The organism is Rhodanobacter sp. UC4443_H10 (assembly GCF_052978325.1).
Genome location: NZ_CM129668.1, coordinates 1303954 through 1320084, shown reverse-complemented (window position 1 = coordinate 1320084; position 16131 = coordinate 1303954). Strand labels below are relative to the sequence as shown.

The 16131-nt window shown below is 66.7% G+C and carries 16 protein-coding genes and 1 tRNA gene; 5 read left to right on the top strand and 12 right to left on the bottom strand.

Features of this window, described 5'->3' with window-relative positions; all coding sequences use genetic code 11:
* The first annotated feature begins 238 nt into the window (after window positions 1-238).
* Together csrA and ACVCMB_RS06340 are read left to right on the top strand one after the other, a co-directional pair.
* Window positions 239-442: a carbon storage regulator CsrA gene (csrA, locus tag ACVCMB_RS06345; RefSeq protein WP_395119577.1), complete on the top strand. Its 204-nt coding sequence runs from the start codon at window positions 239-241 to the stop codon at window positions 440-442.
* 75 nt (window positions 443-517) lie between these two features.
* Window positions 518-610: transfer RNA gene (locus tag ACVCMB_RS06340), tRNA-Ser, on the top strand.
* 579 nt (window positions 611-1189) lie between these two features.
* Here the strand turns inward: ACVCMB_RS06340 and ACVCMB_RS06335 are convergent.
* The 5 genes from ACVCMB_RS06335 to ACVCMB_RS06315 all read right to left on the bottom strand — a co-directional run bounded on the left by ACVCMB_RS06335 (window position 1190) and on the right by ACVCMB_RS06315 (window position 8155).
* Entirely contained in the window at window positions 1190-1918 is a 729-nt protein-coding gene (locus tag ACVCMB_RS06335) for a UDP-2,3-diacylglucosamine diphosphatase (RefSeq protein ID WP_447098462.1), read from the bottom strand.
* A 5-nt stretch (window positions 1919-1923) separates the two neighbouring features.
* Window positions 1924-2640 (bottom strand): peptidylprolyl isomerase, encoded by a 717-nt coding sequence (locus ACVCMB_RS06330; RefSeq protein ID WP_395119575.1) that lies wholly within the window; start codon window positions 2638-2640, stop codon window positions 1924-1926.
* A gap of 84 nt (window positions 2641-2724) precedes the next feature.
* Entirely contained in the window at window positions 2725-4242 is a 1518-nt protein-coding gene (locus ACVCMB_RS06325; RefSeq protein ID WP_395119574.1) for a Ppx/GppA phosphatase family protein, read from the bottom strand.
* Window positions 4243-4303: 61 nt separating this feature from the next.
* Window positions 4304-6394, bottom strand: coding sequence for a polyphosphate kinase 1 (ppk1, locus tag ACVCMB_RS06320; protein WP_447098464.1), 2091 nt, complete (start codon window positions 6392-6394; stop codon window positions 4304-4306).
* Window positions 6395-6463: 69 nt separating this feature from the next.
* Window positions 6464-8155: a M48 family metalloprotease gene (locus ACVCMB_RS06315; protein ID WP_447106435.1), complete on the bottom strand. Its 1692-nt coding sequence runs from the start codon at window positions 8153-8155 to the stop codon at window positions 6464-6466.
* Window positions 8156-8268: 113 nt separating this feature from the next.
* Between ACVCMB_RS06315 and grxC the strand changes: the two genes are divergently transcribed.
* From grxC to ACVCMB_RS06300, 3 genes are all read left to right on the top strand, one after another.
* Window positions 8269-8532, top strand: coding sequence for a glutaredoxin 3 (gene grxC, locus ACVCMB_RS06310; RefSeq protein ID WP_395119571.1), 264 nt, complete (start codon window positions 8269-8271; stop codon window positions 8530-8532).
* Window positions 8529-8906, top strand: a complete 378-nt coding sequence (locus tag ACVCMB_RS06305) for a carboxymuconolactone decarboxylase family protein (protein WP_395119570.1) — start codon at window positions 8529-8531, stop codon at window positions 8904-8906. Before grxC ends, ACVCMB_RS06305 begins: the two co-directional genes overlap by 4 nt.
* A gap of 162 nt (window positions 8907-9068) precedes the next feature.
* Window positions 9069-10082 (top strand): isocitrate dehydrogenase, encoded by a 1014-nt coding sequence (locus tag ACVCMB_RS06300; RefSeq protein ID WP_395119569.1) that lies wholly within the window; start codon window positions 9069-9071, stop codon window positions 10080-10082.
* A gap of 169 nt (window positions 10083-10251) precedes the next feature.
* On the opposite strand, the gene ACVCMB_RS06295 is transcribed toward ACVCMB_RS06300, so the two are convergent.
* From ACVCMB_RS06295 to ACVCMB_RS06265, 7 genes are all read right to left on the bottom strand, one after another.
* On the bottom strand, window positions 10252-10707 hold the full coding sequence (locus tag ACVCMB_RS06295; protein WP_447106434.1) for a carboxymuconolactone decarboxylase family protein: 456 nt from the start codon (window positions 10705-10707) through the stop codon (window positions 10252-10254).
* Between the two features lie 37 nt (window positions 10708-10744).
* The gene (sigJ, locus tag ACVCMB_RS06290; RefSeq protein ID WP_447100015.1) at window positions 10745-11650 is read right to left on the bottom strand and encodes an RNA polymerase sigma factor SigJ; all 906 of its coding nucleotides are present in this window, start codon (window positions 11648-11650) and stop codon (window positions 10745-10747) included.
* A gap of 57 nt (window positions 11651-11707) precedes the next feature.
* A complete protein-coding gene (locus ACVCMB_RS06285) occupies window positions 11708-12661 on the bottom strand; it encodes an aspartyl/asparaginyl beta-hydroxylase domain-containing protein (RefSeq protein WP_447098469.1) in 954 nt (317 codons plus the stop codon).
* A 102-nt stretch (window positions 12662-12763) separates the two neighbouring features.
* Window positions 12764-12901: a hypothetical protein gene (locus ACVCMB_RS06280; protein WP_395119565.1), complete on the bottom strand. Its 138-nt coding sequence runs from the start codon at window positions 12899-12901 to the stop codon at window positions 12764-12766.
* Window positions 12902-13287: 386 nt separating this feature from the next.
* Window positions 13288-14670: a PhoH family protein gene (locus ACVCMB_RS06275; protein WP_395119564.1), complete on the bottom strand. Its 1383-nt coding sequence runs from the start codon at window positions 14668-14670 to the stop codon at window positions 13288-13290.
* A gap of 63 nt (window positions 14671-14733) precedes the next feature.
* Window positions 14734-15195 (bottom strand): peroxiredoxin, encoded by a 462-nt coding sequence (locus tag ACVCMB_RS06270; RefSeq protein ID WP_291229068.1) that lies wholly within the window; start codon window positions 15193-15195, stop codon window positions 14734-14736.
* A gap of 248 nt (window positions 15196-15443) precedes the next feature.
* Window positions 15444-15959, bottom strand: coding sequence for a glycine cleavage system protein R (locus ACVCMB_RS06265; protein ID WP_136258190.1), 516 nt, complete (start codon window positions 15957-15959; stop codon window positions 15444-15446).
* Window positions 15960-16131: the final 172 nt, after the last annotated feature.

Sequence of the window (16131 nt, the reverse complement as noted above, 5' to 3'; positions counted from 1 at the left end):
TGCAGCGCCGATTGCACCGGGGAATCGTGCTCAGTTAGTATCCGCGGAGGTCGGTTTTTCGCCAAAAGGCGCAAAGCCGCCAGTCAGGACGCTTAAGGAGTGTTTTGGCTGTGAGCCGGGAAGGCGGTAGGGCCTTCGACGGATCAAAAACGTCGAGCCGCGGATGGACTCACGCTCAGGGGTGAGGCAGGGTCAATCCGCAAGCCTGTGACCAGCAGCATTTTATGGAGTAGCAATCATGTTGATTCTGACCCGCCGGGTCGGTGAGACCCTGATGATCGGCGACGAGGTGACCGTCACCGTTCTTGGCGTGAAAGGCAATCAGGTACGCATCGGCATCAACGCGCCGAAAACCGTGGCCGTCCATCGCGAGGAAATCTACCAGCGAATCCGCGGTGAACACGACGCCGGCAGCGCTCCGGACGACAGCGGCGACCACTGACCACCGTTTCAAGACTTTACCTGGGCCGCGCCGATCAGTATCCTTGCCGGCTCCGCAGTCATGCGGCAAAACCCCGGAGAGATGCCCGAGTGGCCGAAGGGGCTCCCCTGCTAAGGGAGTATCGGGTCAAAAGCCTGATCGAGGGTTCGAATCCCTCTCTCTCCGCCAGATACGCAAAGCGCCCCGAACGGGGCGTTTTGCGTATCTGGCGGAGAGAGGTGGTGGACGGACCCTCCCGGTTCGACAATTTTGTCTGGAACAAAATTGGACAGCCGCAGGCTGGCCCCGTAGCGCGCAGCGCGAAGGGGTGAGGCCCATGGATGGGCCGAACAATCCCTCGTGCACGACCAAGTAACCACGTGCTCCGTCGAAGCGGGCGTTTTGCGTATCTGGCGGAGAGAGGCGGTGGACGGACTCTCCGGTGACTCGGCGCATCCTGCGCCTCACCCTTCGGGCCGGCGGCTTTGCCGCTGTTCGCTCCGGCATCCTGCCTCCGCGAGCGACAAATTCGTCTGGAACGAATTTGGACAGCCGAAGGCTGGCCCGGTAGCGCACAGCGCGGAGATTGTGAATCCCGTGGATGGGATTCACAATCTCCGCGCCCTCTACACCGCGACGCATTCCATCGAAGCGAGCTCTTGCTTGGCAGGTCGCGCCGAGGCTTCGACTGCGCGCCTCCAGCGCTACGCTCAGCCCGAACGGTTCGGGGAATCAATCCTTGATGTCGAGTTTCTGGCCCGTGGGGCCTCACCTCGTCGCCAATCCACGCAGCTCCACGCGCTCGCCGTCCACCACCAGCACCGACCCCTGTTCGTACCAGTCCCCCAGCACGATCCGCTCGGCAGGCTTTCCGTCCAGTTCGAGACGATGGATGGCTGGCCGATGCGTGTGTCCGTGGATCAACCGCGTCACGCCCGCTCCGCGCAGTGCCGCGGCGACCGCCTCGGCGTTGACGTCCATGATGCTTTCCATGGTGCTGCCGGTGTGTGCCTTGCTGTCGGCGCGGGCCTTGGCGGCAAACGCGCGGCGCGCCTCCAGCGGCATCGCCAGGATCTGCGCCTGCCATTCGGGCGTGCGAACCTGCTTGCGCACGGCCTGGTAGGCGAGGTCATCGGTGCACAGCGTGTCGCCGTGCATCAGCAAGGTGGGCCGGCCCTGGATGTCGCGCACGGTGCCGTCGTCGAGCAGGGTCATGCCGGCGCGGGTGGCGAATGTTTCGCCGAGCAGGAAGTCGCGGTTGCCGACCATGAAATGCACCGGCACACCGGCATCGTGCACGGCGCGGATGGCCTCGGCGATGCGCTGCGGCAACTCGGCATCATCGTCGTCGCCGATCCAGGCTTCCACCAGGTCGCCGAGGATGTACAGCGTGTCGGCGCTTCGCACTTCGTCGCTGGCGAGGTAATTCTCGAACAGGCGGGTGATTTGCGGGCGTGCGGGATCGAGGTGCAGGTCGGCGATGAACAACGTGGCCATGCCGATCAGTTCCCGCCGGACTGCTTCGCCGCCGGCTTGCTGGTCGGCTTGGTGACAGATGCTGCCCTGGCCGGCGCCTTGGCGCTGCTCGCCGGCGCCTGAACCTCTTCGCCGATCACGCTGGCCTTCTCGATCACCACCAGTGGCTCGGGTACGTCGCCGGCGAACGGGCCCAGCGGGCGGGTGGGCAGGGCGGCGATCTTGTCCAGCACGTCCATGCCCTTGGTCACCTTGCCGAACACCGCGAAGCCCCAGGTGAGGCCGCTCTGGTTGCCGACGAAATCCAGCCGGCGGTTGTCGACCAGGTTGAAGAAGAACTGCGCGGTGCCGGAATTGGGATCGGCGCCGCGGGCGACGGCGATCGTGCCGCGCAGGTTCGACAACCCGTTGTCCGCCTCGCTGGCGATGGCCGGGCGCGTGCGCTTGGGCTGCAGGTCGCGGGTGTAGAGGCCGCCCTGCACCAGATAGCCGGGGATGACCCGGTGCAGCAGGGTGCCGTCGTAGAAGCCGTCGCGCACATACTGCAGGAAGTTGGCCACGCTCTTGGGCGCCTTGTCCGGATACAGCTCCAGCGTGAGATCGCCCTGCGATGTGTGCAGCAGGACGTGCGGCGGTGCGGCGACGGGCGCGGCGCTCGATGTGGCCGGTGCAGGTTTGCCCGCCTGCGCGGCGGCGCCGAACGGAACGAGCAGGAGCAGGGCGATCAGCAGGGATTTGAGCATGGCAGCGAGCGATCCGGACCGGCATTCACGAGGCGGGCGTCCATGATACGCGGCATGGCATCGGCATGCCGCGAAAAAGGCGGATCACTTGTTCGCGAGATCCAGTTTCACCCCAAGTTCGGTCATCGGTGCCTTTTCCTGTTGCAGGTCGGCTTCGGTGAGCGGGTGCTGCTCGCCCCATCCCGGCGGGAGTTTCAGGCGCAGCGAGCGGGCGCTGGCTGCCAGTTGCATCTGCGGCAGCGACTCGGCGCGGCGGGCGCGGCGGAACAGCACGGCCAGACGCAACAGCGCGGTGATGTGCTTCGCCAGCGCGCGATAACGCAGCGGCAGGCTGGCGACGATGGACTTGTCCGGCTTGCGCCGGTGCAGTTCGATCACCGCGGCCAGCAATTCCTGCTCCTGCCGCGAGAAGCCAGCCAGGTCGGCATGACGCAGGATGTAGGCGCCGTGGCGATGATGTTGGCTGTGCGCGATGGCCAGGCCGATCTCGTGCACCCGCGCAGCCCAGGACAGCCACTCACGCGCGTCGGCGTCGAGCTTCCAGTTGCGCGCGACCTGGTCGAACAGCATCAGTGCCGTCGCTTCCACTCGCCGCGCCTGCGCGCGGTCGACGCCGTAGCGGGTCGCCAGCGCGTCGATGCTGGCGGTGCGCGGGTCGCTGCCGCCGGCGCGGCCGAGCAGGTCCCACAGCAGTCCTTCGCGCATCGAGCTTTCGCACACGCGCAGCCGCTCGATGCCCAGCGCGGTGAAGGCCGCTTCCATGATCATCACGCCGCCGGCGAACACCGGCGTGCGTTCAGGAACCAGGCCCGGCAGCTTGAGCGTGCCGACCTGGCCCTGCTCGATCAGCGCATCGCGCAGGGCGGCCAGCGCCGCGGGCGTGATGCCGTCGTCGGAAAGCTCCATGGCCAGTGCCACCGCGCCGATCGACTTGGTGGTGCCGGACGAGCCGAACGCATCCTGCCAGCCCGATTCGCGATAGTCCTCCGCGAACTGCTGCAGCAGCACGCCGATCTCGCTCAGGCCGCGCTGCCAGCGCGCGCGGGTGATCTTGCCGCCGGGGAAGAAACGCAGGGTCGAAGCGATGCAGCCGGCCTGCACGCTCTCGGTGTGCAACGGCGCGAGGCCGCGGCCGATGATGAATTCGGTGCTGCCGCCGCCGACGTCGATGACCAGCCGCGGTTCGCGCGAGGCGGGCAGGTCGTGCGCGGCGCCGAGGAAGATCAGGCGGCCCTCCTCGCGGCCGGAGACCACCTCGATCGGGTGGCCCAGCGCGGCTTCCGCCGCGGTCAGAAAGGTTTGCGGCGAGGCGAGCTGGCGCACGGTATTGGTCGCCACGGCACGCACGCGCGCGGTGGGCAAGCCGGCGATGCGCTGGCCGAAGCGGGCCAGGCAGGCCAGTGCGCGCGCGCGCCGTTCGGCATCCAGGCTGCCGTCGGCGCGCAGGCCGGCGGCCATGCGCACGGTGTCGCGCAGGCGGTCGATCACCCGCGGTTCGCCATGCTCCATGCGCGCCACCACCATGTGGAAGCTGTTCGAGCCCATGTCGATGGCGGCCATCAGTTCGCCATCGCGGATCGGCGTTTGTTCGACTGCGCTCAATCCGGCGCTCCGGCAATCGCGAAGTGCGGATTCTCGCACGCGTGCGCGCATTGCAGGCGGCTCACGGGCACAGTCGTTCCAGCAGCGTCTGCTGCGCGCTGTACGGCGGGTTGTCGCCGGGCTCGGCGCGGGTGTAGCGGCCGTCGCTGTCGAGCAGCCACGCCTGGGTGTTGTCGGCCAGGCCGTTGGCCAGCGTCTCGTCGTAGACACGCGCGGCCAGCTGCGGATCGAGGATGGGGAAGGCGATCTCGATCCGCCGCATCAGGTTGCGCTCCATCCAGTCGGCGCTGGCGCAGTAGATTTCCGCCTCGCCATCGTTGGCGAACCAGTACACCCGGCTGTGTTCGAGGAAGCGCCCGACGATCGAGCGCACCCGGATGCGCTCGGAGACACCGGGCAGGCCGGGTCGCAAGGTGCAGGCGCCGCGCACGATCAGGTCGATCTCCACGCCGGCCTGCGAGGCGGTGTACAGCGCGGTGATCACCTTCGCCTCGTTGAGCGCGTTGAGCTTGGCCACGATGCGCGCCGGTCGCCCCGCGCGGGCGTGTTCGGTCTCGCGCTCGATCCGGGCCAGCACGCCGCGATACAGCGTGAACGGCGAATGCAGCAGGCGCTTCAGCTCGATCACCGGGCCCAGTCCGGACAGCTGCTGGAACACCTTGTGCAAGTCCTCGCCGATTTCGGGGTTGGCTGTCATCAGGCCGATGTCGGTGTACACGCGGCTGTTGGCCTGGTGGTAGTTGCCGGTGGACAGGTGCGCGTAGCGGCGCAAGGTGTCGCCCTCGCGGCGAACGATCAGCATCATCTTGGCGTGGGTCTTGTAACCCACCACGCCGTACACCACCTGCACGCCGGCCTCCTGCAGCCGCGTGGCCAGGCGGATGTTGGCCTCCTCGTCGAAGCGCGCCCGCAGTTCGATCACCACGGTGACGTCCTTGCCGTGGCGCGCGGCCTCCACCAGCAGGTCGACCAGCGGGGTGTCCTCGCCGGCGCGGTACAGGGTCTGCTTGATCGCCAGCACCTGCGGGTCGGCGGCGGCCTGGCGCAGCAGGTCGATCACCGCGGCGAAGCTCTGGTAGGGATGGTGCAGCAGCACGTCGCCCTTGGCGATCACCTCGAATTTGTTCAGGCTGCTGTCCAGCGACGGCGGCAACTGCGGGGTGAAGCGCGGAAACTTCAGCTCCGCACGGTCCAGCCAGTCGTAGATCAGGCCGGCGCGGATGATGTTGACCGGGCCGTCGCAGCGGTAGACGTCGGCCTCGCCGAGCTGGAATTTCTCCACCAGAAGCGCGGTGATCGCCTGCGGGCAATCCTCGGCGATCTCCAGCCGCACCGGGCGCGCGTAGCCGCGGCCCAGGAGTTCCTCGCTGAGCGCCAGCGCGAGGTTTTCCACCTCCGCCTCCTCGACGATCAGCTCGCTGTTGCGGGTGACGCGGAACTGGTACGAGCCGAGCACCTTGAGGCCGGGGAACATCAGGTCGACGAAAGCCTGCAGCAACTCCGCCAGGAACACGAAGTGATGGCCACGGCCGCTGACCTCGGCCGGCACGCGGATGATCCGCGGCAGCGAGCGCGGTGCGCGCACCAGGGCCAGATGGCCTTCATGGCCGAAGGCGTCGCGGCCCTTCAGCACGACCGCGATGTTCAGCGTCTTGTTGAGGATGCGCGGGAACGGATGCGCCGGGTCCAGCCCCAGCGGCGACAGCACCGGCAGCACCTCGTGCTCGAAATAGCCCTGCAGCCAGCGTCGCTGGCGCGGCGTCCACTGCTTGCGGGTAAGGATGTGGATGTGTTCCTGCTCCAGCTGCGGGCGGATCTGTTCCCGCCACGCGGCGTAGACCTCGGCCACCAGGTCCAGCACCCGGCCGCGGATGCGCGCCAGCAATTCGCCGGAGGGGACGCCATCCGGGCCCGGCGCGGCCGAGCCGTAGGCGTGATGATGCTTGAGCATGGCCACGCGCACCTCGAAGAACTCGTCGAGGTTGTTCGCCACGATGCTCATGTAGCGCACGCGTTCGAGCAGGGGCACGCTGGCATCGCGGGCCATCGCCAGCACGCGGAAGTTGAACTCCAGGGCGGCCAGCTCGCGGCTGAAGTACAGCTGCGGGGCGGCAAGGTCGATGGCGGGTACGCGGGCGGAAGGTCTGGACATGGCCCATTCTGGCCCATGGCGGTGGACGATGCATGATGCGCCGGCGCGCAAAGGACCTTCAGCGGCGGATCAATCCTGCCGCCAGGCGGAGACTGGCGCGCTGCCGCGGCAGGCGGGCTCGATGCACGGGCCGAACGGTTGTGCATGCTGCTGGCTGTCCGGGTTGTCCTTGGTCTCGATCCGGCGCTTGCGCAGCTCCAGCAGCAGCGGCGTCAGTTCGGTGATGCGGCCCTGGATGCGTGCGCGGGCGTAGTAATCCAGGTCGTTGCGCTTGAGCAGACGCTGCAGTTGTTCCATCGCGTCGAACGGGCGGCCGGAGTAATAGCTGGCATCGGCGAACGCCTCGCCGGCACGCACGTTGTCGCCGGCTGCGTCGCTGGCGCGGGCGTAGGCGCTGTAGATCTCCGGTTCGCTGGCGTCGTCCAGCAGGGGGCGCAGCAAGCTGGCGGCGAGGCCGGCCTGCGCCTTGTCGCCGCCGGCGGTGAGCGCCTTGGCGTAGGCCAGCGCCACCGCGCGGTTGCGCGGCGATTGCTCGTTGAGGTCCTGGTAGATGGCGAGCGCCGCGGCACGCTGGCCGGCTTGCAACTTGGCATCGGCCAGCGCGAGCTTGAGGATCAGGTTGTCCGGCGCGTCGCGCAGCAACGGCTGCAACTGCGCCACCGCCTGTGCGCCGCGGCCGCTGCGGGTAAGTGCCAGCGCGTAGCCGTAATGGTTGGCCGGGGTGTCGAACGCAGGCCGGTCCTGCAGGTTGGAGCCGTAGTACGTCGCTTCGCGGGTGGCGTCGCCGGCCAGCACGCGCACGCGTTCGCGCATCAGCTGGTAGGTGTCGAGCGGGCCGGGCCTGGGCGTGTCCAGCAGCGAGGTCGGGTCCTTGACGAAGGCGATCGGCGCGGTGTGCTGCTGCCACTGCTGCACGTCCATGACGGTGCCCGAGGGCCGCAGCTTCTGCGCCGCCACCAGTGCGCCGGCACGCGCCTTGGCGTCGCTGATGCGCATGCTGGTCACCGGGTGGGTCTGCAGCAGGACGGGCACGTCGTCGCCACCGGCGCCGGTGCTGAGCACGTCCTGCATGCGCTGGAAAAAGGCCGCCATCGCTTCCGGGTCGAAACCGGCCTTGGCGAGGGTCTGGATGCCGACGCGGTCGGCCTCGATCTCGTCCTTGCGGGTGAAGTTGATCGAACGCTGCGCGATCAGGCCCTGGCCGCCGGCGAGCACCGCCATCGGCGCGTCGCCGCTGTGGCTGCCGGCGCCGGCCAGTACCGCACCCAGCAGCACCAGCGCCATCAGCGGTGCATCCTTGCGCGAGGCCTCGAATGCCCGCTGCAGGTGGTTCTGGGTGATGTGGCCGATCTCGTGCGCGATCACGCCGGCCAGTTCGCTCTCGTCGCGGGTGATGACGAACAGCCCGGAGTTGACCGCGATGTAGCCGCCCGGCGCGGCGAAGGCGTTGATCTCCGGGTCCTTCACGATGAAGAAGGCGAAGTGGTCCTTGGGCTTGTCGGAGTTGGATGCCAGGCGATGGCCGAGATCGTTGACGTAGTCGTCCAGCAGCGGGTCGTCCACCACCATGTCCAGCGCGCGCATCTGGCGCAGCATGGAGGCGCCGTAATCACGCGCCTCCTGCGGCGAGATCAGCGCGTCGGCCGAGCTGCCCAGGTCGGGCAGGCGTACGTCGTCCTGCGCGCTGGCCATGCAGGTCAGGCCGGCGCAGAGCAGCGCAGTCAGAACACGCCGGGCGGGTCGTCGTGGTGTCATGGCCATGGGTAAGCGACAATAGCATTGTGACCGCCCCGGGCGGCGTCGGTTCCCACCTTGCCTGTTGTCCCGGACGCCCCCATTTACAGGCCGTTCCCCCGTTTTGCGGAGTTGTCGTGATGTCGAAGATCGAGGTCTATTCCACCGCGGTGTGTCCTTACTGCGTGGCCGCCAAGAACCTGCTCAAGGCCCGTGGGCTGGAGTGGACCGAGGTGCGCGTGGACACCGACCCGTCCCAGCGCGAGGCGATGCTGACGCGCAGCGGTGGCGCGCGCACTGTGCCGCAGATCTTCATCAACGATCACCACGTCGGTGGCTTCGACGACCTGGCGGCGGCCGACCGCAGCGGCAAACTGGCGCAATTGCTGGAGGCGGGCGCATGAGCGACAAGCTGGCCGAATTCACCGCGTTCCGCCAACGCATGAACGAGCGCATCCTGGCCGAGGACAACCAGGTCGTGCGGCGCTTCTTCGCGCTGGACACGCAGACCTACAAGGCCGGCGCGCTGGACGTGAAGACCAAGGAGATGCTGGGCCTGGTCGCCTCGATGGTGCTGCGCTGCGACGACTGCATCAGCTACCACGTGGCCCAGTGCAAGGAAGCCGGCGTGCAGCGCGACGAGTTCTTCGAGGTGTTCAGCGTGGGCCTGGTGGTGGGCGGCTCGATCGTGATCCCGCATCTGCGCCGCGCGGTGGATTTCCTGGACCAGCTGGAGAACGGCGAGTCCGGTGCGCCGGAGTGCGCCGACCACGCTTGAGATGCCCGCGGGCATGCGGCTTTCCGCAACGCTCCATGCGAGGATTTGCAACGACTTGCGCGGCGGACGGGTGTCCGGCGTTGGGGCTCATGAGCGATAATGGGCGGTCTTGACGCGCGCCTTGCGCGCCGTGCATGCGATCAGCCCCCAAGGAGTCCCCCCATGAACAACACCATCGCCGTGATCCCGGGCGACGGCATCGGCCCGGAGATCATGACCGCCACGCTGCGCGTGCTCGACGCGCTGGACTGCGGCCTGAAATACGACTTCGTCGACGCCGGCATGGTCGCGCTGGAGAAGCACGGCGACCTGCTGCCCAAGGCCACGCTGGACAAGATCGCCGAGCACAAGGTCGCGCTGAAGGGCCCGCTGACCACGCCGATCGGCGGCGGCTTTACCTCGGTCAACGTGACCCTGCGCCGCCACTTCGACCTGTACGCGAACGTGCGCCCGGCGGTGAGCTTCCCCGGTACCAAGTCGCGCTACGAGAACATCGACATCATCACCGTGCGCGAGAACACCGAGGGCGCCTACCGCTCCGAGGGGCAAACCCTGTCCGCCGACGGCGAGATCGCCGAGTCGGTGGCGCGCAACACGCGCAAGGGCAGCAGCCGGATCGTGCGCTACGCCTTCGAGCTGGCGGTGAAGAAGGGCCGCAAGAAGGTCACCGCGGTGCACAAGGCGAACATCCTGAAGACCAGCTCGGGGTTGTTCCTCAATGTGGCGCGCGAGATTGCCAAGGAATACCCGCAGATCGAGTTCAACGAGATGATCGTGGACAACACCTGCATGCAACTGGTGATGAACCCGTACCAGTTCGACGTGATCGTCACCACCAACCTGTTTGGCGACATCCTCTCGGACCTGTGCGCCGGCCTGGTCGGTGGCCTCGGCCTGGCGCCGGGCGACAACATCGGCGAGCACGCGGCGATCTTCGAGGCGGTGCACGGCTCGGCACCGGACATCGCGGGCAAGGGCATCGCCAACCCCTGCGCGCTGCTGCTGGCCGCGGCCGACATGCTCGACTACCTGGACATGGTGGCCAAGGGCGACAAGCTGCGCGCCGCGATCCGCGACACCATGACGAACGATCGCGACAGCGTGACGCCGGACATCGGCGGCAAGGGCAGCACCGGCAGCTTCGCCGACGCCATCGTGAAGCGCCTCGCGGCCTGATCCGGGACGCCGCTGGGCGCAATGAAGGCCGCGGCATGCCGCGGCCTTTTCGTTGGATCGGCGCGGGATGGTCGTGCCCCAGCCGGTGTCATGCCGTTGACGGGATACGCCGTTGGCGCGCATCGCGAGGCAGGCTTGTCGTGCACGGTTTGCGCGAGGCGCCGCCGGTTCAGTGTTGCGCCGCCCGGTAGTGACCGGGTTCCGCGCGAGAGGGAATGGCGATGCGGTTCCAGCTGTTGATCGCGATCACTGCCATGTTGAGGTCGATCAGCTGTTCTTCGCTGAATTCGGCGCGGGCTTGTTCGTAGACCTCGTCCGGCACGCCGTGCACCGGGTCGAGCCGGGTCACCGCCTCGCACCACGCCAGCGCGGCACGCTCGCGCGGGCTGTAGAACGGCGCCTCGCGCCAGGCCTGCAGCACGTACAGGCGCTGCTCGGTCTCGCCGGCGGCGCGGGCATCCTTGCTGTGCATGTCCAGGCAGTAGGCGCAACCGTTGAGTTGGGAAACGCGCATCTGTACCAGTTCGATCAGACTTTGTTCGATGCCGGAGTTCTTGATGTATTCGCCCAGGGCGAACAAGGGCTTCACGGCGTCGAGGCGCTTGTTGATGTTGAAACGAGGCATGGGGTTCTCCTTGCGATGTGCGGCCGGGATCGGCCGTTCAGTGCAAGGACGTGGGCGCCGTCGATTTCGTGACCGCCGCCAGCCGGGCAAGCTTGCCGGGGTGGCGCAGGGCATGCACGGCGGTGATGCGTTCGCCGTCGTCGTCGATCCAACTGGCCGAGACCAGCGTGTCGCCCTGCCAGCCGAACAGGGCCGGCGTACCGTTGAGCTGACGGATTTCGTGGCGCACGCCACCATGGCGCTGCTGCTGCAGCGCGATCTGCATGTACAGCCGGGCCAGCCGCTCGGCGCCGTGCAGCGGGTGCAGGGTGGCCCGCGCCAGGCCGCCGCCGTCGGATACGCTCATGGCGTCTTCGGCAAACAAGGCACGCAACGTGGGCATGTCCGGCTGCTGCAGCGCCTGCATGAAGCGTTCGAGCAGGCGCCGCTGGATGTCGGCGTTCGGCATCGTCTGGCGCGGTCGATCCTCGCGCAGCCGCTGCTTCGCCCGGTGCACGCGCTGGCGGCAGGCGTCTTCGCTGATTTCCAGCATCGAGGCCGTTTCGGCGTGGCTGTAGTCGAATACTTCGCGCAGCAGGAAGGCGGCACGCTCCTCGGGGCTCAGCCGCTCCAGCAACAGCAGAAAGGTGAGGGTGAGGCTTTCGGCGCGTTCCAGTTGCGCCTCGGGCTGGTCGGCATCCACGGTCAGCGGCTCCGGCAGCCAGGGGCCGGAGTAGTGCGCGCGTTCGGTCTTGGCCCGGCGCAGGCGATCCAGCGCGATGCGCGTGGTCACGGTGACCAGCCAGGCTTCCGGGTCGTCCAGCGCGGCGACATTCTGTGCGTGCCAGCGCAGCCAGGCATCGTGCAGCACGTCCTCGGCGTCGGCGGGCGTGCCGAGCATGCGGTAGGCCAGGCCGAACAGGCGCTGGCGGTGTTGCTGGAACAGGGCGGTTTGCGAATCCATGAGGCACTCCGGGGAAAGGATGCTGCCAGGACGCATGGATGGAGCGAAACGTGACCGCTAGCGGAGCAATGGCCAGGGAGCCAGGAAAATCAGCCACAACAGCACAAGGATGCCGACGTATTTTCCGGCCTTGTACAGCTTCTTGTGACGCCGCTTGAACGCCGCCTTCCATTGATGCATGGCGCCCTTGCGCTGGCTCCACGCGTACAGGCGGTTGACGAAGCCGGTCTTCTCGGTACCGGTGTCGCTGTTGGGCGAAGCGGTGATCTTGCCCATGAACGCGCCCACGCGATGGTTGATCGCACTCATCCAGCGCGTGCGCAGCGGGCGCTCCACGTCGGCGAACAGGATCACCCGGGTCTGGTCGGTCTTGTTCTCCACCCAGTGCACGAAGGTCTCGTCGAACACCACGTCCTTGCCGTCGCCCCAGGCGTGCTCTTCGCCATCGACGAAGATGCGGCAGTCGCGCGAGTTCGGCGTGATCAGGCCCAAGTGATAGCGCAGCGAACCGGCAAACGGATCGCGATGCGGATTGAGCTTGCTGTTGGGTGCCAGCGTGGCGAACATCGCCGCCTTGATTCCGGGGATCGCATTGAGCAGTTCCACCGTCTTCGGGCACAGCGCCTGGGCCGAGGCCAGCGGCTCGCCGTACCACTTGAGGTAGAAGCGCTTCCAGCCCTGCTTGATGAAGCTGTTGAAACTGGCGTCGTCGTTCTTCGTGGTGCCGCGAATGTGTCCCCGGTCCGTCAGGTGCAGCGCCTCGGCCCGGATCGTCTCCCAGTTTGCCTGCAGCAAATCCAGCTCGGGAAATCCGCGGCGGTCGAGTATCGGCTTGGCCGGCACCGCCGAGAACGCGTACATCAGCAGGTTGTAAGGCGCGAACACTGCCGAGTGATCCACCAGCTGGCGGTCGAAACGCAACCGCACCCGCCCGCGCAAATGCACCAGCAGCACGCACAGTGCGAAGAAGGCGAACAAGAGCAACAGGATGAGGCGCGGCGTCACGAACATGGGCAGAGGAACCACGGAGCCAGCAATGTCGTGATTCTACTCGACCGATGGCAACATCAGTTGACGGCGGCCCGGCCGGACGCCATTTCGTGCGACTTGTCTTTACGGCAACAGGCGCGATTTGCGCTTGAGGAAACTGCCGGCAATCCACATCAACCGTATGGCGGAAACCGCCAACGCCGTGCCCAGGCCGAGAACCAGCATGATCTGGAACAGTTGCATCAAAAGTGCGGTTGACATGGCGGTCCTTGCTTGGTCGTGAGAGGCGAAAACTCGGTCTTGGCTTTGGCAACGGCAACACATTCTACTTGACGGGGCCGGTACCACGTGCGATCACGTTCTTCAGCCACCGGATGCGGATTCGCGCGTGCGCCGTTCCCGCGGCCAGGTTGGCCAGCCTCGACGGGTCACCGCGTTCAAGGCTTGCCCCCCAACTGTTTGGCACGATTTCCCATGGACGTGCCGGCAATGGATCGTTGGACACCGGCAAATCCAACCTGCGTTCCGCGTCGCGGCTGGTCAACCGCGCGCAGCGCATCGGGTGTTCACCATGATGGCAGGAGTGGTGTTGCCTGGCAGGTATTCCGCTACCGGGCTTCCGAACGCCGAAAACCGAAAGCCAGCTCCTACATCATCTCCGCCGCAAAGTCCGCCAACCGCGACCTCTCTCCCCGCCGCAACGTGATGTGCGCCGAATGCTCCCAGCTCTTGAAGCGATCCACCGCATAGGTAAGCCCGGAGGTGGTTTCGGTGAGGTAGGGAGTATCGATCTGTTCGACGTTGCCTAGGCAGACGATCTTGGTGCCGGGGCCTGCGCGGGTGATCAGGGTCTTCATCTGCTTCGGGGTGAGGTTCTGGGCCTCGTCGATGATCAGGTAGCGTGACAGGAAGGTGCGCCCACGCATGAAGTTGAGCGAGCGGATCTTGATGCGCGAGGCAAGCAGGTCGTTGGTGGCCTGGCGGCCCCAGCTGCCGCCGTCCTCGGGGTTGGCGAGCACTTCGAGGTTGTCGGTGAGCGCGCCCATCCACGGCGTCATCTTTTCTTCCTCGGTGCCGGGCAGGAAGCCGATGTCCTCGCCGACGGAAACAGTGGCGCGGGTCATGATGATCTCGCGGTAGCGCTGCTGGTCCATCACCTGGGCCAGGCCGGCGGCCAGCGCCAGCAGGGTCTTGCCGGTGCCGGCGTTGCCGAGCAGGGTGACGAAGTCGATCTCCGGGTCCATCAGCGCGTTGAGCGCGAAGTTCTGCTCGCGGTTGCGCGCACCGATGCCCCAGACGTGATGGTTGGCGTGCGAGTGGTCGTCCAGAAGCATGAGCGTCGCGTGCTCGTCGTCCAGTTTCTGCACGCGCAGTTCGATCTCGTTCTCGCCGGGCAGGTAGAGGCACTCGTTGGGATGCCACGCCTCGTCCTCGCGGCGATCGAGCTGGTAATAGGTACGGCCGTGATCGGTCCACGAGTGCACTTCCGGGTGCAGCTCCCAGAAGTTCGCCGGCAGTTCGGTCGAGCCGGTGTAGAGCAGGGAGAAATCGTCGAGCGCGCGGTCGTTCTCGTAATCCTCCGCAACCAGGCCGTTGATGCCGGCCTTGATGCGCAGGTTGATGTCCTTGGTGACCAGGATCACGTCGCGATCCTGGTTCTGGTCGCGCAGCTCGATCACCGCGGCGAGGATCTGGTTGTCGGCCTTGGTGTGGCCGTTGCTGCTGATGCGATGCTGGAAATAGAGCCGACCGGCCGAGCCGCCGCGCTTGAGCTTGACTCCTTGCGGATTGGCCAGTTCCAGCCCTTCCGCCAGGTCGTGCTGCTTGCCGGCCTCGATCAGTTCGTTGAGGAAGCGACTGACCTGGCGGCCGTTGCGCGAGACTTCCGAAGCACCTTTCTTCTTCTCGTCCAGCTCCTCCAGGACGGTCATGGGGATGAAGACGTCGTGTTCCTCGAAGCGGAACAGCGAGGTCGGGTCATGCAGCAGGACGTTGGTGTCGAGAGCGTAGATGCGCTTGCTTCCGGTCATGCGGAAGTGTCCTCGCTGGTGGGTGGGCAAAGCGGATGGCGACAACTCATCAAGGCGAATGGCTCAGGCGGCGGGGATCGCGTCAAGCACGGCCTGCGCGTGGCCGGGGACTTTCACCCCGCGCCATTCGGCGGCGAGCTTGCCGTCGGGGTCGATCAGGAAGGTGCTGCGCACGATGCCGAGGTGGCGCTTGCCGTAGAGCACCTTCTCGTGGATCACGTCGAAGGCCTGGCACCAGGTTTCGTCGGCGTCGGATATCAGCGGGAACGGCAGCTCCTGCTTCGCGGCAAAGTTGGCGTGTGATTTCGGTGAGTCGCGTGACACGCCGATGACCTGCGCGTGACGCTGGCGGAACTTCGCGTGCAAGTCGCGGAAGTCCCTGGCCTCGTTGGTGCAGCCGGGGGTCGAATCCTTCGGATAGAAGTACACGACCAGCCATTGGCCGCGGTAGTCGGAAAGCTTCAGCTCGGTGCCGTCGCCGGTGGTGCCTTTCAGTGCGGGAAGTTTCTTGCCGATGGCGGGCATGGGGCATCCTGCGCGGCCTGCGCGGCCGTGCTTGCGGTGGGATGGAAGGGAGACGTGGCGCGGATGACGACAGTGCGGCGGCGAGGCGACCGGGCAAGCCGGGGCCGGCTGGCGTGAATCGACTCGCGGTTCTGCAATGCTGACGTCCTCCGGCAGGGCCACGGCCACAGACTAGCGCGCCCGGGGTGGCGGATGACAGGTCTTGTCAGGGCAAGGCGTTCGCGCGATGCTCGGCGGACGGCAACACTTCAGAACTTCACCGGGTCCATGATCGCGTCGAGGTTCATGCCGTCGCACAGTTCCAGGAAATCGTCGCGCAAGGCGGCGATGTGGATGTCCGCCGGGATGCCGATGGTGAACTGGGCCTGGAACATCTCCGCGCCGGTCTGCATGGCGCGATAGCGGGTAGAGTTCAACTGCTCCACGCTGATTTCGTGCTGGGCGAAGAACTCCACGATCCGGGCGACGATGCCGGGGCGATCGGCGGCCACCACTTCCACCAGATAAGGCAGCTGCGCGCTGTTGCCTCGCTGGCCGGTGCGGTAGTGCACCAGGCGCAGGCTTTCGTCGCGGGCCAGCTTGGTCAGTGCGGTTTCCAGCTTGGCCAGCGCATCCCAGGCGCCGCTGGCGAGCAGCATCAGCGAGACCTCGGTGCCGATGGTGGAGACGCGCGATTCGGAAAGGTTGCAGCCGGCGTCGGCAATGCGGCGGGCCAGCGCCAGCAGCGGCGACTTGTCGGCCGGAGTGAGCGCCTGGATCAGCAACTGGCTGTCGCCAGTCGTGCGTCCGGCCGCGTGCGAGGCAGTGGAGGGAGATTTCAAGGAGGTCCACCTGTGGGCAGCATTCCGCCCGATGCGGAAGCATCAGGTTACTCCCATCGAGCTTACTTGCCCGTCTTGCGAAGCGGCAAGTAACATGCAGGGCTTGCCGTTGCAG